Genomic DNA, 21,946 nt, shown 5'->3' with positions numbered 1-21,946 from the left:
CCCTTGATCTGCAATAACTTGAATAGCAGCCGCCGCTACGGCAGGCTTGCACGATTAACGACCCTCGACCGGGAGAGACAACACAATGGCACTTATCAGCATGCGTCAAATGCTGGACCACGCAGCCGAGTTCGGCTACGGCGTCCCAGCCTTTAACGTCAACAACCTTGAGCAGATGCGCGCCATCATGGAAGCCGCTGACAAGACCGACTCCCCTGTGATCGTCCAGGCTTCGGCCGGTGCGCGCAAATACGCTGGCGCCCCGTTCCTGCGTCACCTGATCCTCGCCGCCATCGAAGAATTCCCGCACATCCCGGTGTGCATGCACCAGGACCACGGCACCAGCCCTGACGTGTGCCAGCGCTCGATCCAGCTGGGCTTCAGCTCGGTGATGATGGACGGCTCCCTCGGCGAAGACGGCAAGACTCCAACCGACTACGAGTACAACGTACGCGTGACCCAACAAACCGTGGCCATGGCGCACGCCTGCGGCGTTTCGGTTGAAGGCGAGCTGGGCTGCCTGGGTTCGCTTGAAACCGGCATGGCCGGCGAAGAAGACGGCATCGGCGCCGAAGGCGTGCTGGATCACAGCCAGATGCTGACCGACCCGGAAGAAGCCGCCGATTTCGTCAAGAAGACCCAGGTCGACGCCCTGGCCATCGCCATCGGCACCAGCCACGGCGCCTACAAGTTCACCAAGCCACCTACCGGCGACGTGCTTGCCATCGACCGCATCAAGGAAATCCACAAGCGCATCCCCAACACCCACCTGGTGATGCACGGTTCTTCCTCGGTACCGCAAGAGTGGCTGGCGATCATCAACCAGTACGGCGGCGACATCAAAGAAACCTACGGCGTACCGGTTGAAGAAATCGTCGAAGGCATCAAGTACGGCGTGCGCAAGGTCAACATCGACACCGACCTGCGCCTGGCATCCACCGGTGCGATGCGTCGCCTGATGGCCACCAACCCGAGCGAGTTCGACCCACGTAAATTCTTCGGCGCCACTGTGACGGCGATGCGTGATGTGTGTATTGCGCGTTATGAAGCCTTTGGTACTGCGGGTAATGCTTCGAAGATCAAGCCGATCTCGTTGGAAGCGATGTACCAGCGGTATTTGAAAGGTGAGTTGAACGCTAAGGTGAACTAAGCCTCAAGTGTTAATAAAAGCCCGCAGCGATGCGGGCTTTTTTATGGACACCATTTAATCAACTTGCAGATGAAGCGCCGAAACCACGGCGTTCTTTGGCTTGTCGCAACGGTACTGTAGCACCCACACCGAACCTTGAGCCGACGCACGGTCAATGTGGGAGCCGGGCTTGCCCGCGATGGCAGTGTGTCAGGCGCCGAGGATATTGGCTGATACGCCGCCATCGCGGGCAAGCCCGGCTCCCACAGGGTGCAACGGTGTGTTTAAGACTTTGGGTTTATCTGGGGAAAAATCCTGTGTCTCACGGGACGATTCACTCGTGATCAATATCCAATTTCGCAAACGTCACCCGCGCACCCTCATTGGTGTCGCCCGTATTGTCCTGCACATACACCCCCGCCTTGAAGTACAACGGCTTGTCGCCCCATGCCGCGCCAATCCGTTCATTCCACTCACTGTCAGCGGCATACACGCTCAGCAGCCCGGCTTTGTTGAGGTTGATCACGTAGGTGAAGCTCTTCTGCAGTGGCACATTGGAGGCGACGATGATCACCTGGCTTTCGGCCTCGTCCGGGCGCATGCGCACTTTGGCGACGATGTTGCCGGTCTGGGTTTTCTCCTTGAATTGGTACTCCAGCTTGATCAGCGGTTTCTGGCTGTCGTAGGCATGGATCTGGCCGATCACGATCTTGCCGGAGGAGGGCACCTGGTTGACGGTGAGGGTGGCGCGCAGGAAGTTGTCGGCCTCGGGGTAGGTCCAGTTACGCAGGCGGCCGTCGGCGTAGGTTTCGCGCAGTTCGCTGCGTGGGTAGATGGCGTTTTCGGTGCGCGAGCCCGTCACAGGTGTCCAGAACTGCACGTCGCTGCCTTCGGCCTGGAAGTATTGATCGTTGAAGCCGCTCAGCAGCCTCGGCGTTTCAATGGTCGTGGGTGGGGAGCCGACCGGAATGCTCAGGTTCCAGGTGGAAAGGTCGATCATGGTGTTGGCCTTTTTACAGAGGGTGTAGGCATTGGCCCAAAGGGCCTTCCAGGTTCTTTATAGGCCGTGCTGGTGAGATTGTTAAACAATTGCTGGCAATTTATTGGCGTCAGCTAAATGTCAAAAAGCCATGTCGCCCGTGAACCGCGGGCTACAGGGCCTTACCGTTAGTCGGCTTCCTGGCCTTTGGCACAATGAGGGCACCCACGTCACTTCTGCTTTTTTGGCCGCGCGGCTAGAGTGAGCCCTCAGTGTTTATCCGGCCTTGGTAGCAAAAGTGACCGGTGCAGCTCCCTAAGGAAGAGACGTAGCATGGATGGCGCTCCACAACACGACGATGCAATTTCGGTTCTGTTGGTGGTCGATGACTACCCGGAAAACCTCGTCAGCATGCGTGCGCTGTTGCAGCGTGACGACTGGCGGGTGATAACCGCCGCGTCTGGCCTGGAAGCCTTGGAGTTACTGCTGGCCCACGAGGTCGACCTGGTGCTGCTGGACGTGCGCATGCCGGGCATGGACGGTTTCGAGGTGGCGCGCCTGATGCGTGGCAGCCAGCGTACACGCATGACGCCGATTATCTTTCTGACGGCCACCGCCCATTCGCCCGACGCGGTGCTGGAAGGCTACGCCAGCGGTGCGATCGACTACCTGTTCAAGCCCTTTGACCCGCACATCCTCAAGCCCAAGGTGCAGGCGTTGCTCGAGCATCAGCGCAATCGCCGTGCCTTGCAGCGCCTGAGCCATGACCTGGAATTGGCCCGCGCTTTTAATGCCTCGGTGCTGGATAACGCCGCCGAGGGCATTCTGGTGGTGAGCGAAAACAGTGTGATCGAGTATGCCAACCCGGCCATTTCCCGGCTGTTGAATGCAACGATGGCTGAGTTGCAGGGCGAAAGTTTCCTCAGTTTCCTGCAAAAGCCCCATGTGCCAGCCTGGTTGGGCTTTCCCATGTACGAGGCGTATCGCCGGGGTGAGACGTGGCGCCAACACGATGCCATTTTGCGCACCGGTCGGGGCCAGCAGGTGCCGGTAGCGTTGTCCTGCGCGCCTTTGCCTGCGGAGCAGAAGGCAATGGTGGTGACGGTGCTGGACATGTCTGAAGTACGTCACCTGCATCAGCAACTGGAATTCCAGGCCGTGACCGACCCGCTGACCGGGCTGCTGAACCGGCGCGGTTTCCATCAGGCGATGGAGAATACGCTGCTGCGCAGCGAACGTAGCGAGCAGGCGCTGGTATTGCTGTACCTGGACCTGGATGGTTTCAAGCGGGTCAACGATACGCTGGGCCATGACGCCGGGGATCGCGTGCTGCGTTGGGTTTCGGAGCAGATGCAAGCATGCCTGCGTTCCTACGACATTCTCGGGCGCATGGGCGGGGATGAATTCACCGCGTTGCTGGAGCTGGAGTTTCCCGAGCAGGCCGCGAAGATCGCGGAAAAGCTCATCGAGCGGGTATCGGTGTGCCAGCAGGTCGATGGTCTGGAGGTGATGCTTGGGGTCAGTATTGGCATCGCGACGTTCCCGGATTGCGGCTCGGACTTGAGCGGCCTGCTACGGGCCGCGGACATTGCCATGTACGAAGCCAAGCGCGCCGGCCGTCAGCAGTATCGTTACTACGACCAGGAAATGAACGGCCGCGCCCGCTCGCGGTTGATGCTGGAAGACAGTGTGCGTACCGCCATTGCCAACAAGGACTTCACCTTGGTGTACCAGCCTCAGGTTTGCCTGGAAGACGGGCGTTTGCGCGGCGTCGAAGCGCTGTTGCGCTGGCAGCATCCCAGCGTCGGCGATGTGCCGCCGGGCCTGTTCTTGCCGCTGCTGGAAGAGGCGCGGTTGATCAACCAGTTGAGTGCCTGGATCTACCAGCAAGTCGCTGCCCAGCGCCAGGCCTGGCAAGCCACCTTCGACCCCGAACTGGTGTTGAGCGTGAGCCTGAGCAGCAGCCAGTTCAACATGCCCAACCTGGCCAACCAACTGCAGCAGATGCTGGAGCGGCATGGATTACAGGGGCGGCAACTGGAGGTGGAAATCGGCGAGGACTGCTTGATGAGTAATCTTGCCGAGTCTACCAAGCAACTCCAGTTACTGCGCCGGATCGGGGTGCGGATTGCCCTGGACGACTTTGGCTGCGGCCAGTGCTCCCTGGCCCATTTGCGCGACCTGGCATTCGATACCCTCAAGCTTGACCCTCAATTAGTGGCGCGCCTGCCTGGCTCGGCGCGGGATGGGGCGATGGCGCGCAGCATCATCCAACTGTGTGAGCATTTTGGTGTACTGGTGATCGCCGAAGGCGTGGAGACTCTTGAACAAACACAGTGGCTCAAGGCCAATGGCTGCGCCCATATCCAGGGGCCGTGGGCGGCGCTACCGTTGATGGCCGAGGACGTTGCCGGCTGGTCGTACCCTCGCGCGCTTTGAATTCGCTACACTGGCGCCCGTCCCAATTGCGTTGCAGAGCCCATGACCGCGTTGAAATACCTCCAGGCATACCCCGCCGCGCTCCAGGAGCAAGTGCGCCAACTGATCGCCAAGGACCAGTTAGGGGCTTACCTGGACCAGCGTTACCCCGAACGCCATGCGGTGCAGAGCGACAAGGCCCTGTACGCCTACGCCCTGGCCTTGAAGCAGGAGCACCTGCGCAACGCGCCGTCTATCGACAAAGTGCTGTTCGACAACCGCCTGGACCTGACCCATCGTGCCTTGGGTTTGCACACCACGATTTCTCGGGTGCAGGGCGGTAATCTCAAGTCCAAGAAAGAGATCCGCATCGCTTCGCTGTTCAAGGAGGCGGCCCCGGAGTTTCTGCGCATGATCGTGGTGCACGAGCTGGCGCACTTCAAGGAATCGGACCACAACAAGGCGTTCTATAAACTCTGCCAATACATGATGCCGGGCTACCATCAGGTGGAATTCGACCTGCGTGTGTACCTCACCTGGCGCGATTTGCAGGGCAAGCCCTAACCCCAAGGCGACTGACCATGGATGTGAGCAAGACCAAAAGCAGCTTCTACCGCCGCCTGTACGTGGCGTACTTGATCGACAGCCAACTGGCCAGCAGCGTCCCGGCGCTGACCGAGGCCACCGGTATGCCTCGGCGTACCGCCCAGGACACCATTGCGGCGTTGGCCGACCTGGATATTGTGTGTGAGTTCGAGCAGGAGGACGGTGCGCGTCACCATGCCGGGCGCTATCGGATTCGGGACTGGGGGGCGATTGATCGGGGGTGGATCGAGGCTAATCTGGCGTCGATCAAGCAGGTGTTGGGCTATCCCTGAAGGTCGGCTTTGGCAGGACTGACGCTATCGCGGGCAAGCCCGGCTCCCACAGTCCAATGTGGGAGCTGGCTTGCCTGCGATGGCGCCCTCAGACGCGCCGCATACCAATATGTGGAATATCATCTTCCAGGTATTCCTCACCCGCCACCACAAACCCATATCGTCCGTAATACCCCTGCAAATGCGCCTGGGCCGAGAGAAAAATCGGCGTTTGCGGCCAGATATCCTCAATGCGCTCAAGCGCCTCCTCCATCATGTGATGCCCCAGCCCGGTGCCCCGTGCCGCTGGCGAAACGATGACGCGACCAATCACCACATCGCCGCCCTGGGACTCCGGGTCCAGCAGGCGCAGGTAAGCCAATAGCTCATTATCTTGCCAGGCCATCAGGTGATGGGTGTCACCCGCCAGGTCCTGCCCGTCGATGTCCTGATACGCGCATTTCTGCTCGACGACGAATACCTCGCTGCGCAAGCGCAGGACGGCATACAGCTGGTCCTTGCCCAAGTCGTCGTGATGTTTGCAAATCCAATCAACCGTCATGATGTGTGCTCTTGTAAAGACGTGCCTGGATAGTAAGCGCGGCGGGCGCTGCTGTCTAAAATTGGCAAATGTGTGAATGGCGTCAATTTGCCATCATTGAGTGCGTGCGCTGCTGGTTGCTTTGTGTAATCTGCAATGCAGGCTCATTGATGAGCTACTGTTATCAGGCCACCGCCTGCCCGCCAAGGACTTTGAGCATGCCGAGATTGACTCGTGCCGTTGCTTTGATCGCAGTGCTGCTGCTGGCCCAGCCGGTGCTGGCACAACGTCTGCGTCTGGTGGCGGATGGCTGGCCGCCCTTCACCGATGCCACCTTGATCAATGGCGGTTTGGCCACGGATATCGTCAGCACGGCCCTGGCCCGTGCGGGGTACGCCAGTGACTTTGAGCAGGTGCCCTGGGCCCGTGCGCTCAAGGGCGTGGGCGATGGGCGCTACGATGTGCTGATCAACGCCTGGTACGACGAGGCCCGCACGCAGTTTGGCCAGTTTTCTGCTGAGTACCTGCTTAATCGTGTGCGCTTTCTCAAGCGCAGCGACGATGACATTGTTTATCACAGCCTGGCCCGACTGCACGATGAGACCATCGCCGTGGTACGCGGTTACGCTTACTCGGCGGCGTTCGATCAAGACTCCCAGCTACAGAAAGTACCCGTGCACAACTTCGCCATGGCGGTGCGCATGCTCGCTGCGCGGCGTGTGCGGTTGACGCTGGAGGACGAATACGTAGCGCGTTATTACCTGGCTCGGGAGTCGCCGCGGGTGCGCAATGCGGTGGCGTTTGTGGGCAAGCCGTTGAGCGAGAACAGCCTGCACATTCTGGTCAGTTTGAAGAACCCCGAGCACGCGCAGATTGTCGCCAGCTTTGATCGGGAGATTGCCAGGATGAAGGCTGATGGCAGTTATGCGCGCTTGATGAAGGCGCATGGGATGTAGCGTGCTTGCGGGCCTCATCGCGGGCAAGCCGGGCTCCCACATTTTGCCCGCATTCTTATGTTGGAACTCGGTCAAATGTGGGAACTGGCTTGCCTGCGATAGCGGTCTAAGCCGCACCGGTATCCTTGATCAGATGCGCCGCCAACGTACGCAACGGCCCCAACTGCCGGCAGATCAACGCCAACTGCGTCTGCACCAACCGCTGCGCCTCATCGATCTCATCGGGCATTTGCTCCAGCTCGGCTGCCAACCCCTCCTCGGCATCACTCTGGATCGCAATCGACTGTTTGTTGGCCAGGCCCGTAGCAATCTCATCGATACTCGCCGCCAGGCTGTTGCCCGCGCCTTCGATCAAGTGCTCGCGCACGTCGGCCGGTAACTGAGTATCGCGGTGCGCACCCAACCCCGACAAATAGCTGAGCAAGGTGTGAGACAGCACCAGGAACCGAAAACCCACGTCGGCTTCCTTACGAAAGTGCCCCGGCTCCATCAGCATATTGGCCAGGGTGGTGGACAACGCGGCGTCGGCGTTGTGCGCGTTGCGGCGGGCCAGGCGGTAAGCCAGGTCGTCGCTCTTGCCGGCGGCGTATTGCTGCATGATCTGGCGCAGGTAGATGCTGTTGCAGGTCAGGGTGTTGGCCAGCACTTTGTTCAAGCGCCGGCCTTGCCAGTCCGGCAGGAACAGGAATACCGCCAGGCCAGCGATCAGGCTGCCGAGCAAGGTATCGAACAGGCGTGGCAGGAACAGCCCGTAGCCATCACCCACCTGGTTGAAGCAGAACAGCACCATCAGCGTGATCGCCGCCGTCGCCAGGGTGTAGCGGGTGGTGCGGTTGATAAAGAACACCAGGCCCGCGGCGATAGCGAACATCGACTGCACCACCGGGTTGGGGAACAGATCGAACAGCGCCCAGGCCACGGTGAGGCCGATGGCGGTGCCGATAATCCGCTGGCCGAGCTTGCGCCGGGTGGCGCCGTAGCTCGGTTGGCAGACGAACAGGGTGGTGAGGATGATCCAGTAACCCTGGGACGCGTGGATAGCGTGCAGGGTGGCGTAGCCGACGGTCAACGCCAGGGACAGGCGCAGGGCATGGCGAAACAGCAGCGAGGTGGGTGTGAGTTGGGTGCGCAGGCGCGTCCACATTTCCTTGAGGTTGCGCGGGGCGCGGTCCAACAGGTTACTGTCGGTGGCGTCCGCCAGGGCATCGGGATTGCTGGCGTCGCCCAGCAGGCGGTCGAGTGTGGACAGGTTGGCCGCCAAGGCGCGCAATGAACGCAGCAGGCCGCGCCAGGCCGGGTTGCTCTGGATGCGCAGGTGCTCCAGGGACGCGTTGAGGTCGCCCAGGGCCTGGGCAAAACTGTCGTCATAGATGAACGGTTGGCGCAGTTGGATCGACTCGGCCAGGGTCTGGCAGGCCTTGCCTTGCTGGCGCAGCAAGCGCTGGCAGCGAAACAGCACATCGCTATGGAAGAAGGCTTCAGTGAGGGCGTTGTAGGGGTAGTGGGAGGAACTGGCGCGCTCGTGGATGTCCTGGGCCAGGAAGTAAAGTTTCAGGTAGCGGCTGACCTTCGAGCCCGGTCGCCCATTGCCGACGCGGTGCAGGATGATTTCCTTCGCGGCATTCAGCGCAGCCACTACCCGGCCATTTTGCTGGGCCAACTCCAGGCGCCGCGCTTCCACGTCCAGCTGCCGGATCGGTTCGAACAACGATGACTTGAGCTTGAGGTAACGCCCCAGCTCGCGGAACAATCGCGCCAGGCTCTGCTGCACCGGCTGGTTGGAAAACAGCGCCTGCCACAGCACGGACAACACACCGTACCAGGCTGCACCGGCCACCAGCAGCAGCGGCTCATGCCAGAAATCCGTGACGGCGCCACCGCGCTGGTCCACGCCGATCATGGTGTAGACCGACAGAATCAAGGTGGCCGAAGCAATCGCGCCATAGCGTTCGCCCAGTGCGCCGAGCATGGTCAGGCCGAAACTGGCCAGGGCCAGGGCGATGGCAAATATCCAGGGGTAAGGGAACAGCAGCTCCACCGACAGCGCGGCAATGCTGAAACACACCAGTGTCACCGCCAGCGCGTTGAGGCGGCCTTGCCAGCTGTCATCGGTCTCGGCCAGGGCGCTGGCGATAATCCCCAGGAAGAGCGGGATCAGCAGCGTCATTTCATCCTGGTACCAACACAACGCCATGCTGCCGGTGAGGGCGATGAACACCCGTACGCTGTAGCTAAATTTATCCAGCGCCCACAGGCGCCGCATGGACTGCTTGAACGAGGTCGATGACATGAAGTCTGGAGTCTTCCGGGACGTTGTCGCTAAATTGAGCCAGTAATGACGCCACGGCAAGCGTAGCGATCACATCGGACAGCAAAATTTTCAGTATCACTGCAAAACCAATGTGGGAGCGGGCTTGCCTGCGATAACGATGTGGGATTCACTGCCGCTATCGCAGGCAAGCCAGCTCCCACAGGGGGTTGCATCTCAAGGTGCACGTCAGGCGTATTGCGCGGCCGCGTAGCCGGAGGCCCAGGCCCACTGGAAATTGAACCCGCCCAGGTGGCCGGTCACGTCCAGCACTTCGCCGATAAAGTACAGGCCGGGGCTTTTCAGTGACTCCATGGTCTTGGACGACACTTCCCGCGTATCCACCCCGCCCAATGTTACCTCGGCGGTGCGATAACCCTCGGTGCCGGCCGGTACCAGTTGCCAGCTCCCCAGCTTTTGCGCGATATCGGCAATTTCAGCGTGGGTGTACTGCTTCATAGGCTTGGATTCGAACCAGCTTTGGGCCAGCAGGTTGGCCATCTTCTTGGTGAAGATCTCACCCAACAGGGTTTTCAATTCGCTGTTGGGGTGTTCGGCCTGTTGCTGTTGCAGCCAGGCATGGGCGTCGTGGTCGGGCAGCAGGTTGATTTCTACCGTGTCGCCGGAGTGCCAATACGAGGAAATCTGCAAAATCGCCGGCCCGCTCAGGCCGCGATGGGTGAACAGGATATTCTCGCGAAAGCTCTGGCCGTTGCAGCTCACCAGGCAGTCGACCGAGGTGCCGGACAACTCGCCGCACAACTCCTTGAGCTGGTCGGTGATGGTGAACGGCACCAGCCCGGCGCGGGTCGGCAGCAGTTCATGGCCGAACTGCCTGGCCACTTGGTAGCCGAAACCGGTGGCGCCCAGCGTCGGGATCGACAAGCCGCCAGTGGCGATCACCAGGGATTCACAGCGCAGCTCACCCAGGGTGGTTTGCAGTTGATAGCCGCTTTCGAGCTTGGCGATTGCCTCGATGGAGGTGTCCAGGTGCAGGCTCACGCCGGTCTGGATGCACTCGTCGAGCAGCATGCCGAGGATGTCGCTGGACTTGTTGTCGCAGAACAGCTGGCCGAGTTTCTTCTCGTGGTATGGCACGCCGTGCTTGGCCACCAACCCGATGAAGTCCCACTGGGTATAGCGGGCCAGGGCGGATTTGCAGAAGTGCGCGTTGTGCGAGAGGAAGTTGGCCGGCTCGGTGTACATGTTGGTGAAGTTGCAGCGGCCGCCACCGGACATCAGGATTTTCTTGCCGGCCTTGTTGGCGTGGTCGATCAACATCACCTTGCGCCCACGCCCGGCGGCGGTCAGCGCGCACATCAAGCCTGCGGCGCCGGCGCCAATGATCACAACTTCGGTCGAGCGCACAGCCATGTCCTCACAAAACTATTGATTTGAAATGCAATCAACACTGTGGGAGCTGGCTTGCCTGCGATGGCGGTAGTGGATTCACCGTCGCTATCGCAGGCAAGCCAGCTCCCACAGTGATTCGGTCCTTGCAGTCACTATGTTGTTACAGGATCCGCACGCGCAGCGAACGACCTTTGATCTTGCCGTCATTCAAACGCTGCAACGCCTGCTTGGCGATGCCGCGTTCCACGGCCACGAAAGCCTGGAAGTCAAAGATAGCGATCTTGCCGACCTGGGCACCTGGAATGCCGGCTTCACCGGTCAATGCACCGAGGATGTCGCCTGGGCGAACCTTATCTTTACGCCCGGCGGCGATGCACAGGGTGCTCATCTGCGGCAGCAACGGGCCACCGCTTTGCGGCTTGAGGTTGTCCAGTTGGTCCCAGTTCAGCGGCGACTTCTGCAGTTGCTCGATGGCCTGGGCGCGGTGGGCTTCGGACGGCGCTACCAGGCTGATGGCGATGCCGGTCTCACCGGCACGGCCGGTACGGCCTACACGGTGGATGTGAATTTCCGAGTCGCGGGCCAGTTCGACGTTGATCACCATGTCCAGTGCGTCGATGTCCAGGCCGCGGGCGGCTACGTCGGTGGCCACCAGCACCGAGGTGCTGCGGTTGGCAAACATCGCCAGTACCTGGTCACGGTCGCGCTGTTCCAGGTCACCATGCAGGCCAACGGCGGAAATGCCTTTGGAGGTCAGGTGGTCGACGGTTTCCTGCACTTGCTGCTTGGTAAAGCAGAACGCCACGCAGGAGGCCGGGCGGAAGTGCGCCAGCACCTTGGTCACGGCGTCCATGCGCTCTTCCGGGGAGATCTCGTAGAAGCGTTGTTCGATCTGGTCGTCGGAGTGGAACGCTTCGGCTTTCACTTGCTGAGGCGCACGCATGAACTTGGAGGCCAGTTGCTTGATGCTCACCGGGTAAGTGGCCGAGAACAGCAGGGTCTGGCGGCGCGGTGGGGTCTTGCTGATGATGTCTTCGATGGCGTCGTAGAAGCCCATGTCGAGCATGCGGTCGGCTTCGTCGAGGATCAGGGTGTTCAAGCCGTCCAGCACCAGTGAACCTTTACGCAGGTGCTGCTGGATGCGGCCCGGGGTGCCGACGATGACGTGGGCGCCGTGCTCCAGGGAGGCAATCTGTGGGCCGAGGGATACGCCGCCGCACAGGGTCAGCACCTTGATGTTGTCTTCGGCACGGGCCAGGCGACGGATTTCCTTGGCGACCTGGTCGGCCAGTTCGCGGGTCGGGCACATCACCAGCGCCTGGCACCCGAAGTAGCGCGGGTTGATCGGGTTCAGCAGGCCGATGCCGAATGCGGCAGTCTTGCCGCTGCCGGTCTTGGCCTGGGCAATGAGGTCCAGCCCTTTGAGGATCACCGGCAAGCTTTGCGCCTGGATCTGCGTCATCTCGACGTAACCCAGCGAGTCGAGGTTAGCCAGCATGGCGGCGGACAGGGGCAAAGTATTAAAAGCGGTGGCGATGGTAGTCACGGGACTGGCTCTGCAAAACAAAATGTCGCGCAGTGTAACAGGCCCCCTTGGGTTTCTTTGTATGTTCTCGACGAGGAGTAGGGGGGCGCGGCAAGTTATCAGCTGCAAGCCGCAAGCTTGAGGCTTACAACTTGAAGCTTGCAGCTGCTTCAATGCTCGATATCGTGCTCGCGGCTGACCACCCGTTTGCCGTCCTTGGGCGACAGCTGCAGGAAGATCGCCGCCGCCAGCATCGCCATGAGGCCCACGGTGAGGAAGGTCAGTTGGAAGGCGCCCAGCACGGTATTGACCCCGTCATTGCCGGCTTCGGCGGTAAAGCCGCCGAGCAATGCACCGGCACAGGCCACGCCCAGGCTCAGGGACAATTGCGCCACTACCGACAGCAAGCTGTTGCCACTGCTGGCCTGGGCGTCGTCGAGGTCGATCAGGGTGACAGTGTTCATGGCGGTAAATTGCAGGGAGTTGATGGCCCCCAGTACCGCCAGCATGGCCAACAGCAGCGGGTAGGGCGTTTGTTCGCTGACCAGGCCCATGCTCGCCAGCATCAGGCCCAGGGCCAGGGTGTTGCCGGTCAGGACGATGCGGTAGCCGAGGCGCTCGATAAGCGGGCGTGCGATGGACTTGGCGAACATCGCCGCCGCCGCCAGTGGCAACATGCTCATACCGGCTTCCGACGGCGAATAGCCCAGCGCCACCTGCAGCAGCAGCGGTACCAGGAACGGCAATGCGCCGCTGCCCAGGCGCGCAAACAGATTGCCCAGAATCCCCACGGCAAAGGTACGCGTCTTGAACAGCACCGGCGAGAACAGCGGGTTATCGATATGCCCGGCGCGCAGCCAGTACGCCGCCAGGCAGGCGAACCCGCCGAACAGCAGCAATATCACGCGCAGATGCGGCAGGTGCAGTTCGCCCAGGCCTTCCATGGCGATGGTGATCAGCACCATCGCCGCACCGAACAGCAGAAAGCCCAGGCCGTCGAAGCGCGTGCGCTCGCTGCCGCGCAGGTCGGGGATGAATTTCCACACGGCGTAGCAACCGATCATGCCCACCGGCAGGTTGATCAGGAAGATCCAGTGCCAGGTCAGGTATTGCACCATCCAGCCGCCCATTGTCGGGCCAAGCAAGGGGCCGAGCAGGCCGGGAATGGTGATGAAGCCCATGATCCGCACCAGCTCGGAGCGTGGATAAGCCCGCAGTACCACCAGTCGCCCGACCGGCAGCATCAGCGCACCGCCCAGGCCCTGGATCACCCGTGCGCCCACCAGCATGCTCAAGCTACTGGACAGCGCACACAGCAGCGACCCGATGCTGAACAGCATGATCGCGCCAAAGAAAATCTTCTTGGTGCCAAAGCGGTCAGCGATCCAGCCCGACGCCGGAATCAGCAAGGCAACGGTGAGCATGTAGGCGATCACCACCCCTTGCATGCGCAGCGGGTTTTCCGCGAGGTCCTGCGCCATGGCCGGTAGCGCGGTGTTGAGAATCGTCCCGTCCAGCGACTGCATGAAGAAGGCAATCGCTACCACCCAGGGGAGCCAGCGGGCGGTCTTGGCATCGAGAGGGGCACGATTCGGCATGGGATCCCTTTTAATTAGCAGGCTATGTGTTGGCGATTATGCGCCATCCGTCGCCGCTTTTCCCACTGGCGGTTCGTCTATATCTGACAATGTCACATGCTCGCCCACCAGGAAATCCAGCAACGCCCGATGCACTGCCAGCGCGGCTTCGCGGGACTCCAGGTCCAGCAGATGGCCGGTGTGTTCGGCCACCGCAAAGCTGCTGCGGCCTACGTAGTGTTTGAACAGCTGGGCTTCGTCGGCCGGCGTGTATTCGTCCAGCGCGCCGTTGAGAAAGTGCACCGGTGTTTCAATCTGCCGCAGTGCCGGCAAGTAGTTGCCATCGCCCAAGCCCAGCACCTGATGGATATGAAAGCGCGCCTGGCGGTATTCGGTGGTGGCCATGGTCGACAGGTGTCGATGGTTATTGCGCTTGAGGCGCGGCGACAGGTATTTGCCAACCGTTTCGTTGAGCAGATGGCCGACCGCCGACTTGTCATCGGCCTCGATCAGCACACGCACGCGCTCGACATATTCCAGCATCGCCTGGTTGAGGTTGGGCGCCAGGGCCATCACCACCGAGCTTTCGATGGAGGGCGGGTTGTGCGCCAGGGTCAACAGCGTGGAGATGCCGCCCCATGAGGCCGAAACCAGATGGTTGACCGCAAAGCGCGCTACCAAGGCACGCAGGATTTGCACCTCGTCGTCCTTGGTGACCAGGTCGAGTTCGGTGTTGTGCTCGCGTGACAAGCCAGAGAATGGCAAGTCGAACAGCAGCACATTGAAGTGCTCGGCCAGGCATTTGCTGGTGCGGGCAAAGGAGCGTGTGGTGGACAACGCGCCATTGACCATCAGTACGGTTTTTCTATGCGGGTCGTTACCCAGTTGCTCTACGTGAACGTTGTAGTGCTTGTACAACTTCTCAATGACGAAACTTCCATGGTTCATCGCAGTACTTCCAGTGTGTGGCGGTATGCCACCAGCTGTTATAGCGAGGTTTTTTGCGGGCGACAACAGGTTGCCCGTGCAAACGGGGTGGAAGAGAATTTACGGTAGGAAGGACCGAAGCCGAGCCGTCTGAAATCAGCCCTTCCCACAGGTGTTTTGGATGTTTAGAGGGTCAGCGTCAGGCGTTTTACCAAAGCGCCTGGCAACAGGTTGGAAGCGGTGTTGCGCCGGTCATAGGTACTGGCCGACAACAGCAGCTCCCGATCAGCGGTCAGCGCTTCCAATTGCGAACCGAGCAACTGATAGACACTGTCATCAAAGCGCATGGTGCTGACCGGCGCCTTGATCTCGCCGTTTTCCACCCAGAAGGTCGCAAAGCGCGTCATGCCGGTCAGGCGCGCTGCCGGCAGGTCGGAGTAGTTCAGGTACCAGAGGTTGCTGATATACAGACCGGTGCCCAACTGCTTGAGAATATCGGCCTGGGCCAGGCTGCCGGCCGCCATTTGCAGGGCGCTGGGCGACTCGTCGCTGCTGGCGCCGTTGGTGCTCAAGCCGTATTCGGCGGCGCTGCGCGAGTTGACCAACTGGCCCTCGGCTTTGCCTGCGTTGATCAGGGTGACATCCTCACGCGGGTAGCCTTCAGTGGAAAACGCCTGGCTCAGGGAGCCGCTGATCTGCTCATCCACCGTCACCAGCGGGCTCAATGACTGATCACCCGCGTACAGGCGTTGCAACGAACTGCCTTTGCTCGCGATGGCCTGGGCCGAAAAACCACCCCAGGTGATGATGCTGATGATTTCTTCCAGCGCTGCCGGCGCCAGGTAGGCACGGTACTGGCCTGGCGCCAGGTTGTGCAGCGGGCGACCGAGAAACGCCAGTTGCTCACGGGCCTGTTGGAAACGGGCGGCGAATTCGGCGCTGTTCCAGGTGTGCCCGGCGTAGCTGGCTTTTACCGCTTCGCCATTGGCGTGGAACAGGCTGAAGTCGAAATTGAAGCTGTTAGCCCGGTGCCAGCCGAACGCCCCCGATGAGCTGGCGAAACCACGGCTGATCGGGCCGGCGGCGTAGAAGCCAACCAGGTCCACGCCATCGGCGGCCTGGCTGATGTCGTCCAGCACTTGGGCCAGTTCCGGCAGCGGGCGCAGCTGTTCGTTATGGCTGTGCCAGGCGTCGGGGTTCAGCAGCAGGTACGGGTCAGGCGGCAACAGCGGCAAGGTCTCGCGCAGTTGTTGCAGGCCATTCGCCAGGCGCTGGCGATCCAACTGCGCCTCGCCGGAAAGGGTGATACCCAGGTCGGCGTGGCGCCCATCGTTGATCAGCTTGAGGTTCAGGCTGGCCTGCTGTACCTGGCCCGCCTGGCGTACCTGCGCGTGGTTGAAGCGCACGAACTCGGACGCTTCATCCGCGTAGCCGAGTTGAAAGTGTTCTTGATCGGTGACCGCCTGCTTGAGCCAATCCACCAGAGCCTTGAAGTGGTTCATCAGGCATCTCCCCCAAATACATCGACATTGCTGAATACACAGGCCGGCGACGCATGGCCGACACGGATCACCTGGTTGGGTTCGCCCTTGCCGCAGTTCGGCGTGCCCAAGACCTTGAAGGTGCTGGCGTCGCCTACCGCGCTGAGCTTGCGCCAGAACTGCGCGGAAATCGCGCGGTAGTTGGGGTTCTTCACCACGCCCTTGAGTTCGCCGTTTTCGATCAACTGGCCCCACTCGCAGCCGAACTGGAACTTGTTGCGCGCATCGTCGATGGACCACGAACGGTTGGTCGACATCAGGATGCCGCTCTCAATGCCGCCCACCAATTGCGCGAGGCTTTTATCCCCAGGCTCGATATTCAGGTTGGCCATGCGGTCGATGGGCGCACGGTTCCAGCTGCAGGCGCGGCTGTTGGCGACGCCTGGCAGGTTGGCGCGAAATTGCGATAAGGCCCCGCCCAAGGGCTTGAGCAGCAGGCCTTCGCGAATCAGAAATTGCTTGCTGGCAGGCGTGCCGTCGTCGTCATGAGCGTAGCTGGCAAGCTGTTCGGGGATGTCCGGGTCGAAGGTGACGTTGAGCAGCGGTGAGCCATATTGCAGGTGGCCGAAGTCGCTGGCTTTCACAAAACTGGTGCCGGCGTAATTGCGCTCGTCACCAAGGATGCGATCCAGCTCCAGCGGATGGCCGATCGACTCGTGGATCTGCAGGATCATTTGGTCGGGCATCAGCAGCAGGTCACGCGGGCCGTGGGGCGTATTCGGTGCGAGCAGCAATTGCAGGGCTTCGTCGGCCACCTTGCGGGCGGCGCCCACCAGGCCAAAACGCTGGATCACCCCGGCACTGCCTTGCTGGCCGAAGTTGGTACCGCCCAGGGTACGGGTCTGGCTGTCGTTGCCGTCGAAGGCGGTCACACTCAGGCCCGGAAAGACAAAACGCTGGGCCTGACGCAGTTGCGCGCCGGCGCTGTTGAGATAGATCTGTTCAACCCGCGTGGTCCCCAGGCTGACTTCCCAGCTCACCAAGCGCCCATCCTTGGGCACGGCGGCGGACTCATCGCCGAGCAATTGGTAGCAGTCGCTCAGGGATGGGAAGGGCTGGTCGAGGTCGGGCGACAGGTAGTCGGCGACGTCGCTGGACATTGGCTGCTGGTGCAGGTCGAGCAGGGCGTGGGGCTTGATCAACCGGGCTTGCTGTTCAGCGCGCTCAAGGGCGGCTTGCAGGCCGGCAAGGGAAATATCGTTGGTCGCGGCGTAGGCTTCCACGCCGTTGAGACGCACGGTAAGCATGGCGCCTTCGTCGTGGCCCAGGTGAGGCGGCTCGGCGACGTTCTTGCGTACTGACAGGTACTGACCGGATTCGCGCACGTAGCGCAGGGAGAAAAATTCGGCGGTGGTGCGCAGGGCACCGAAGTGTTTCTTGAGCGTGGCGTGGTGTTCGAACATGGGGCCTTCCTTGTGGGCGGCTCGGCGCGGGCAGGCGAACAGAGTAGGCCTGGGCGGGGAGCTGATCAAGGGAGGTTTTGTTGTGTGATCGTTCCCACGCTCTGCGTGGGAATGCCACCCTGGACGCTCTGCGTCCGCTCTTGAAGGGCGTGACGCAGAGCATCACAGGATGCGTTCCCACGCGGAGCGTGGGAACGATCAATCACTGGGGTGTTTCGGTTACTGCGCCAATGGCCCTACTTCACGCATAGGCTTGCCACGCACCGGCGCATCGCCTGCTACGTAGTAGTCAGCGGTGCTGCGCGGCAGTGGCTTGCGGCCACGGATCTTGTCGGCGATTTTCTCGGCGATCATGATCGTTGGCGCGTTCAGGTTGCCGGTGGTGATGATCGGCATGATCGAGGCATCGACCACACGCAAGCCCTGCATGCCATGCACGCGGCCTTCGCCATCGACTACGGCCATCTCGTCGGTGCCCATCTTGCACGAGCAGGACGGGTGGAACGCGGTCTCGGCGTGCTCGCGGATGAACTTGTCCAACTGTTCATCGGTTTGCACTTCAATGCCGGGGCTGATTTCGCGGCCACGGTACGGGTCCAGTGCCGGCTGCTGCATGATTTCACGGGTCAGGCGGATGCCATCGCGGAACTCCTGCCAGTCCTGCTCGGTGGCCATGTAGTTGAAGAGGATGCTCGGGTAGTCCCGTGGGTTCTTCGACTTCAGCTGGATACGGCCACGGCTTGGCGAACGCATGGAGCCCATGTGCGCCTGGAAACCGTGCTCTTTCACACCGTTGCTGCCGTTGTAGTTAATCGCCACCGGCAGGAAGTGGTACTGGATGTTTGGCCACTCGAACTCTTCACGGGTACGGATAAAACCGCCCGCTTCGAACTGGTTGCTGGCGCCGATGCCGGTGCCGTTGAACAGCCATTCGGCACCAATCGCCGGCTGGTTGTACCAGAGCAGCGAGGGGTACAGCGACACTGGTTGGGTGCACGCGTATTGCAGGTACAGTTCAAGGTGGTCCTGCAGGTTTTCACCCACGCCAGGCAGGTCGTGGACCACCGGGATGTCGAGGCTTTCCAGCAGTTTGGCCGGGCCGACACCGGAGCGTTGCAGCAGTTGCGGCGAAGCGATTGCGCCACTGCACACCAGCACTTCTTTGCGCGCACGGGCTTCAACGCGCTCTTCGGCGGCGCCGATCAGGTAACGCACGCCCACTGCACGCTTGCCTTCGAACAGCACTTTGTCGGTGAGGGCATGGGGGACGATGGTCAGGGTCGAGCGCTTTTTAGCCGTGTCCAGGTAGCCGCGTGCGGTGCTGGCGCGACGGCCGTTCGGCGTGACGGTACGGTCCATCGGGCCGAAGCCTTCTTGCTGGTAGCCGTTCAAGTCTTCGGTACGTGGGTAACCGGCCTGTACGCCGGCTTCAACCATGGCGTGGAACAGCGGGTTGTTGCCCGCTTTCGGCGTGGTCACGCTGACCGGGCCGTCACCACCGTGCCAATCGTTGGGGCCGATGTCGCGGGTTTCGGCTTTGCGGAAATACGGCAGGCAGTCCAGGTAGGTCCAGTCTTCCAGGCCCGGCAGCTTCGACCAGTTGTCGTAGTCCATGGCGTTGCCGCGGATGTAGCACATGCCGTTGATCAGGGAAGAACCACCCAGGCCCTTGCCGCGCCCGCATTCCATCCGGCGGCCGTCCATGTGTGGCTCTGGATCGGTTTCGTAGGCCCAGTTGTAGCGGCGGCCTTGCAGCGGGAAAGCCAGGGCGGCTGGCATCTGGGTGCGGAAGTCGAGGCGGTAGTCCGGGCCACCGGCTTCCAGCAGCAAAACGGTGACGCCTTCGTCTTCGGTCAGACGGGTCGCCAGGGTGTTACCGGCAGAGCCGGCCCCCACAATGATGTAATCGTATTCTTGGGACATGAATGTACCCTCGTAAAATGGGTTCAGGCTGCTTTTGTGGCGAGGGAGCTTGCTCCCGTTCGACTGCGCAGCAGTCGCAAAATCAGCGCTCGAGTTCTGTCTGAAAGAACTACTGGGTCTGGAATGGGGCTGCTTCGCAGCCCAGCGGGAGCAAGCTCCCTCGCCACAGAGGAGCATTCCAGGCCCATAAGGTGTTAGAACACCGAGGCGTAATCGCCCAACTCAACCTGTACCGATTTGATGCGCGTGAAGTTGTTCAGCGAGCTGATCCCGTTCTCACGGCCCACACCCGACTGCTTGTAGCCGCCAACCGGCATCTTCGCGTCGGACTCGCCCCAGGCGTTGATCCAGCAGATACCGGCTTCCAATTGGTGAATCACGCGGTGGGCGCGGTTCAGGTCCTTGGTCACCAGGCCAGCGGCCAGGCCGAAGTCGGTGTCGTTGGCGCGGCGGATCACTTCTTCTTCGGTCTCGTAGGTGAGGATGCTCATCACCGGGCCGAAGATTTCTTCACGCACGATCACCATGTCATCGGTGCAGTCGGTGAACACGGTCGGGGCCACGAAGGCGCCTTTGGCGAAGTCACCCTCGGTCAGGCGGTCGCCGCCGCACAGCAGGCGGGCGCCTTGCTCTTTGCCTTTGGCGATGTAGCCCAGCACGCTTTCCATGTGGGCAAAGCTGACCAGCGGGCCGAAGTTGGTGTTTTCGTCTTCCGGGTTGCCGATGCGAATACGCGCCACACGCTCGACGATCTTGGCTTCGAACGCGGCTTGCAGGTGCTTGGGCACGAACACGCGGGTGCCGTTGGTGCAGACCTGACCGGAGCTGTAGAAGTTGGCCATCATGGCGGTGTCGGCGGCGCGGTCGAGGTCGGCGTCGTCGAAAATGATCAGCGGGGACTTGCCGCCCAGCTCCATGGTCACGTCCTTGAGCGAGGAGCTCGACGCGCTGGCCATGACTTTCTTGCCGGTGTCGGTGCCGCCGGTGAAGGAGACTTTCTCAATGCGCGGGTGCTCGGTCAGCCAGGTGCCGACTTCACGGCCGCTGCCGGTCAGTACGTTGAACACGCCCGCTGGAACGCCAGCCTCGGTGTAGATCTCGGCCAGTTTCAGGGTGGTCAGCGAGGTGACTTCGCTTGGCTTGAAGATCATCGCGTTACCGGCAGCCAGGGCCGGTGCGGATTTCCACAGGGCGATCTGGATCGGGTAGTTCCACGCGCCGATACCGGCAACCACGCCCAGCGGCTCGCGGCGGGTGTAGACAAACGAGGTGTCGCGCAGTGGGATCTGCTCGCCTTCGATGGCAGGTACCAGGCCGGCGTAGTATTCCAGCACGTCAGCGCCGGTGACGATGTCGACGTACTTGGTTTCGGAGAAGGCTTTACCGGTGTCCAGGGTTTCCAGGGCGGCCAGTTCATCGTTGCGCTCGCGCAGGATGTCCACGGCACGGCGCAGGATGCGCGAACGCTCCATGGCGGTCATGGCGGCCCAGATTTTCTGGCCTTTTTCAGCGCTGACCACGGCACGTTCAACGTCGTCTTTGGTGGCGCGTTGCACTTGGGCGAGAACTTCACCGTTAGCCGGGTTGATGGCTTCGAAGGTGGCATCGCTGCCAGCGTCGCTGTAGCCGCCGTCAATGTAGAGTTTTTGCAGGTCGAAACGGGCCATAAAGTCCTCGCAAGTGCATAAGTGGTTGGCGTTACCCGCCGAACAGTGGGCCATGGGGGGGTGGCAACACTGAGCGGCGGACGTTCAGGGGTTGAGCGGTTATGTGTGCTCTAACTCACCTGCTTGGCCAATTGGAAATCCATGTATTCGTAAGCGATCCGTTGCGCCTGCTCCGTGTCGAAAGCGTCTCCCGACAGGGCGCCGCGCAACCACAAACCGTCGATCAGGGCCGCCAGGCCTCGGGCTGCTTTGCGTGCGTGCGGCAGCGGCAGCACTCGGCGGAACTGGCAGCACAGGTTGGAATACAGACGTTGATCGTTGATCCGCTGCAACCTGTGCAATGACGGGTGGTGCATGCTGGTGGCCCAGAAGGCCAGCCAGGTTTTCATTGCCGGGCCGTTGACCTGGCTGGCGTCGAAGTTGCCTTCGATGATCACCTGAAGGTGCGCCCGTGGGCTGTCATCCTTCAAGGCACGCCTGCGTTCTTGCACGTTCTCGATCAGCGCATTCATCAGGTAGCGCATCGTCGCTGCGATCAGGCCGTTCTTGTCCTGAAAGTAGTGGCTGATGATGCCGTTCGAGACGCCGGCCAGACGGGCGATCAGCGCAATGCTGGCATCTCCCATCCCGACCCGATCGATGGCCGTCAACGTGGCTTCGATCAACTGCTGGCGGCGTATGGGTTGCATACCGACCTTGGGCATGTAGCACCTCTCCTTAGGCCTGCCGATGGGCGATCCACGTCCGTCGGCTTGAGGGCCAGTCTATTTTGTTTTGATTGAACGTTCAATCAACAAAGAATAAGATCTGCGACAAATGGTCGCTGCCTACAGATGTTTCCT

Annotated in this window: 17 protein-coding genes; 5 read left to right on the top strand and 12 right to left on the bottom strand. The window is 61.2% G+C overall.

Annotated elements, in window-relative coordinates; all coding sequences use genetic code 11:
• Positions 1–85 precede the first annotated feature (85 nt).
• Entirely contained in the window at positions 86–1,150 is a 1,065-nt protein-coding gene (gene fba, locus HBO10_RS06505; protein ID WP_003177554.1) for a class II fructose-bisphosphate aldolase, read from the top strand.
• 313 nt (positions 1,151–1,463) lie between these two features.
• Here fba and HBO10_RS06500 read toward each other — a convergent pair whose 3' ends face one another.
• A complete protein-coding gene (locus HBO10_RS06500) occupies positions 1,464–2,129 on the bottom strand; it encodes a polysaccharide lyase family 7 protein (protein WP_003194947.1) in 666 nt (221 codons plus the stop codon).
• A gap of 312 nt (positions 2,130–2,441) precedes the next feature.
• Here HBO10_RS06500 and HBO10_RS06495 point away from each other — a divergent pair, with 312 nt between their 5' ends.
• From HBO10_RS06495 to HBO10_RS06485, 3 genes are read left to right on the top strand one after another with little or no spacing between them, the layout of a single operon-like run.
• The gene (locus HBO10_RS06495) at positions 2,442–4,547 is read left to right on the top strand and encodes an EAL domain-containing protein (RefSeq protein ID WP_034128905.1); all 2,106 of its coding nucleotides are present in this window, start codon (positions 2,442–2,444) and stop codon (positions 4,545–4,547) included.
• Between the two features lie 42 nt (positions 4,548–4,589).
• Complete coding sequence (locus HBO10_RS06490) at positions 4,590–5,090, top strand: M48 family metallopeptidase (protein WP_034128904.1); 501 nt, start codon at positions 4,590–4,592, stop codon at positions 5,088–5,090.
• Between the two features lie 17 nt (positions 5,091–5,107).
• Positions 5,108–5,404, top strand: coding sequence for a winged helix-turn-helix domain-containing protein (locus HBO10_RS06485; protein ID WP_014720272.1), 297 nt, complete (start codon positions 5,108–5,110; stop codon positions 5,402–5,404).
• 88 nt (positions 5,405–5,492) lie between these two features.
• On the opposite strand, the gene HBO10_RS06480 is transcribed toward HBO10_RS06485, so the two are convergent.
• The gene (locus HBO10_RS06480) at positions 5,493–5,945 is read right to left on the bottom strand and encodes a GNAT family N-acetyltransferase (protein ID WP_034128903.1); all 453 of its coding nucleotides are present in this window, start codon (positions 5,943–5,945) and stop codon (positions 5,493–5,495) included.
• Positions 5,946–6,142: 197 nt separating this feature from the next.
• Here HBO10_RS06480 and HBO10_RS06475 point away from each other — a divergent pair, with 197 nt between their 5' ends.
• Positions 6,143–6,880, top strand: a complete 738-nt coding sequence (locus HBO10_RS06475; protein ID WP_034128902.1) for a transporter substrate-binding domain-containing protein — start codon at positions 6,143–6,145, stop codon at positions 6,878–6,880.
• A 106-nt stretch (positions 6,881–6,986) separates the two neighbouring features.
• On the opposite strand, the gene yccS is transcribed toward HBO10_RS06475, so the two are convergent.
• The 10 genes from yccS to betI form a co-directional block, all read right to left on the bottom strand.
• Positions 6,987–9,170, bottom strand: coding sequence for a YccS family putative transporter (gene yccS / locus HBO10_RS06470; RefSeq protein ID WP_034128901.1), 2,184 nt, complete (start codon positions 9,168–9,170; stop codon positions 6,987–6,989).
• Positions 9,171–9,377: 207 nt separating this feature from the next.
• A complete protein-coding gene (locus tag HBO10_RS06465) occupies positions 9,378–10,556 on the bottom strand; it encodes an NAD(P)/FAD-dependent oxidoreductase (protein ID WP_034129071.1) in 1,179 nt (392 codons plus the stop codon).
• Positions 10,557–10,701: 145 nt separating this feature from the next.
• Positions 10,702–12,039 (bottom strand): ATP-dependent RNA helicase DbpA, encoded by a 1,338-nt coding sequence (dbpA, locus tag HBO10_RS06460; protein WP_229999345.1) that lies wholly within the window; start codon positions 12,037–12,039, stop codon positions 10,702–10,704.
• Positions 12,040–12,236: 197 nt separating this feature from the next.
• Positions 12,237–13,664 carry a multidrug transporter subunit MdtD gene (gene mdtD, locus HBO10_RS06455; RefSeq protein ID WP_034128900.1) on the bottom strand — a complete coding sequence of 476 codons (1,428 nt, stop codon included), beginning with the start codon at positions 13,662–13,664 and terminating at the stop codon, positions 12,237–12,239.
• Between the two features lie 36 nt (positions 13,665–13,700).
• Positions 13,701–14,591: an alpha/beta hydrolase gene (locus tag HBO10_RS06450; protein WP_034128899.1), complete on the bottom strand. Its 891-nt coding sequence runs from the start codon at positions 14,589–14,591 to the stop codon at positions 13,701–13,703.
• 164 nt (positions 14,592–14,755) lie between these two features.
• Entirely contained in the window at positions 14,756–16,072 is a 1,317-nt protein-coding gene (locus HBO10_RS06445) for a TldD/PmbA family protein (RefSeq protein WP_034128898.1), read from the bottom strand.
• On the bottom strand, positions 16,072–17,514 hold the full coding sequence (locus HBO10_RS06440; RefSeq protein ID WP_034128897.1) for a TldD/PmbA family protein: 1,443 nt from the start codon (positions 17,512–17,514) through the stop codon (positions 16,072–16,074). The genes HBO10_RS06445 and HBO10_RS06440 overlap by 1 nt, the downstream gene beginning before the upstream one ends.
• A gap of 219 nt (positions 17,515–17,733) precedes the next feature.
• Complete coding sequence (gene betA / locus HBO10_RS06435) at positions 17,734–19,437, bottom strand: choline dehydrogenase (RefSeq protein ID WP_034128896.1); 1,704 nt, start codon at positions 19,435–19,437, stop codon at positions 17,734–17,736.
• A 194-nt stretch (positions 19,438–19,631) separates the two neighbouring features.
• Entirely contained in the window at positions 19,632–21,104 is a 1,473-nt protein-coding gene (gene betB, locus HBO10_RS06430) for a betaine-aldehyde dehydrogenase (protein ID WP_014720261.1), read from the bottom strand.
• Between the two features lie 110 nt (positions 21,105–21,214).
• Complete coding sequence (gene betI, locus HBO10_RS06425; RefSeq protein ID WP_003194919.1) at positions 21,215–21,808, bottom strand: transcriptional regulator BetI; 594 nt, start codon at positions 21,806–21,808, stop codon at positions 21,215–21,217.
• Positions 21,809–21,946 lie beyond the last annotated feature (138 nt).

It is taken from the genome of Pseudomonas sp. WS 5503, from assembly GCF_012985385.1.
Classification (GTDB): domain Bacteria; phylum Pseudomonadota; class Gammaproteobacteria; order Pseudomonadales; family Pseudomonadaceae; genus Aquipseudomonas; species Aquipseudomonas paracarnis.
The sequence above is the reverse complement of the archived record's forward strand: the minus strand, read 5'-3'. Positions and strand labels throughout refer to the sequence as shown.

Coding starts and splice junctions, on each gene's coding strand:
- HBO10_RS06450 (WP_034128899.1), bottom strand. CDS start 14,591: ATGAACCATGGAAGTTTCGTCATTGAGAAGTTGTACAAGCACTACAAC.
- betA (WP_034128896.1), bottom strand. CDS start 19,437: ATGTCCCAAGAATACGATTACATCATTGTGGGGGCCGGCTCTGCCGGT.
- betI (WP_003194919.1), bottom strand. CDS start 21,808: ATGCCCAAGGTCGGTATGCAACCCATACGCCGCCAGCAGTTGATCGAA.
- HBO10_RS06495 (WP_034128905.1), top strand. CDS start 2,442: ATGGATGGCGCTCCACAACACGACGATGCAATTTCGGTTCTGTTGGTG.
- HBO10_RS06490 (WP_034128904.1), top strand. CDS start 4,590: ATGACCGCGTTGAAATACCTCCAGGCATACCCCGCCGCGCTCCAGGAG.
- mdtD (WP_034128900.1), bottom strand. CDS start 13,664: ATGCCGAATCGTGCCCCTCTCGATGCCAAGACCGCCCGCTGGCTCCCC.
- fba (WP_003177554.1), top strand. CDS start 86: ATGGCACTTATCAGCATGCGTCAAATGCTGGACCACGCAGCCGAGTTC.
- HBO10_RS06475 (WP_034128902.1), top strand. CDS start 6,143: ATGCCGAGATTGACTCGTGCCGTTGCTTTGATCGCAGTGCTGCTGCTG.
- yccS (WP_034128901.1), bottom strand. CDS start 9,170: ATGTCATCGACCTCGTTCAAGCAGTCCATGCGGCGCCTGTGGGCGCTG.
- HBO10_RS06485 (WP_014720272.1), top strand. CDS start 5,108: ATGGATGTGAGCAAGACCAAAAGCAGCTTCTACCGCCGCCTGTACGTG.
- HBO10_RS06500 (WP_003194947.1), bottom strand. CDS start 2,129: ATGATCGACCTTTCCACCTGGAACCTGAGCATTCCGGTCGGCTCCCCA.
- HBO10_RS06440 (WP_034128897.1), bottom strand. CDS start 17,514: ATGTTCGAACACCACGCCACGCTCAAGAAACACTTCGGTGCCCTGCGC.
- HBO10_RS06445 (WP_034128898.1), bottom strand. CDS start 16,072: ATGAACCACTTCAAGGCTCTGGTGGATTGGCTCAAGCAGGCGGTCACC.
- betB (WP_014720261.1), bottom strand. CDS start 21,104: ATGGCCCGTTTCGACCTGCAAAAACTCTACATTGACGGCGGCTACAGC.
- dbpA (WP_229999345.1), bottom strand. CDS start 12,039: ATGCTGGCTAACCTCGACTCGCTGGGTTACGTCGAGATGACGCAGATC.
- HBO10_RS06480 (WP_034128903.1), bottom strand. CDS start 5,945: ATGACGGTTGATTGGATTTGCAAACATCACGACGACTTGGGCAAGGAC.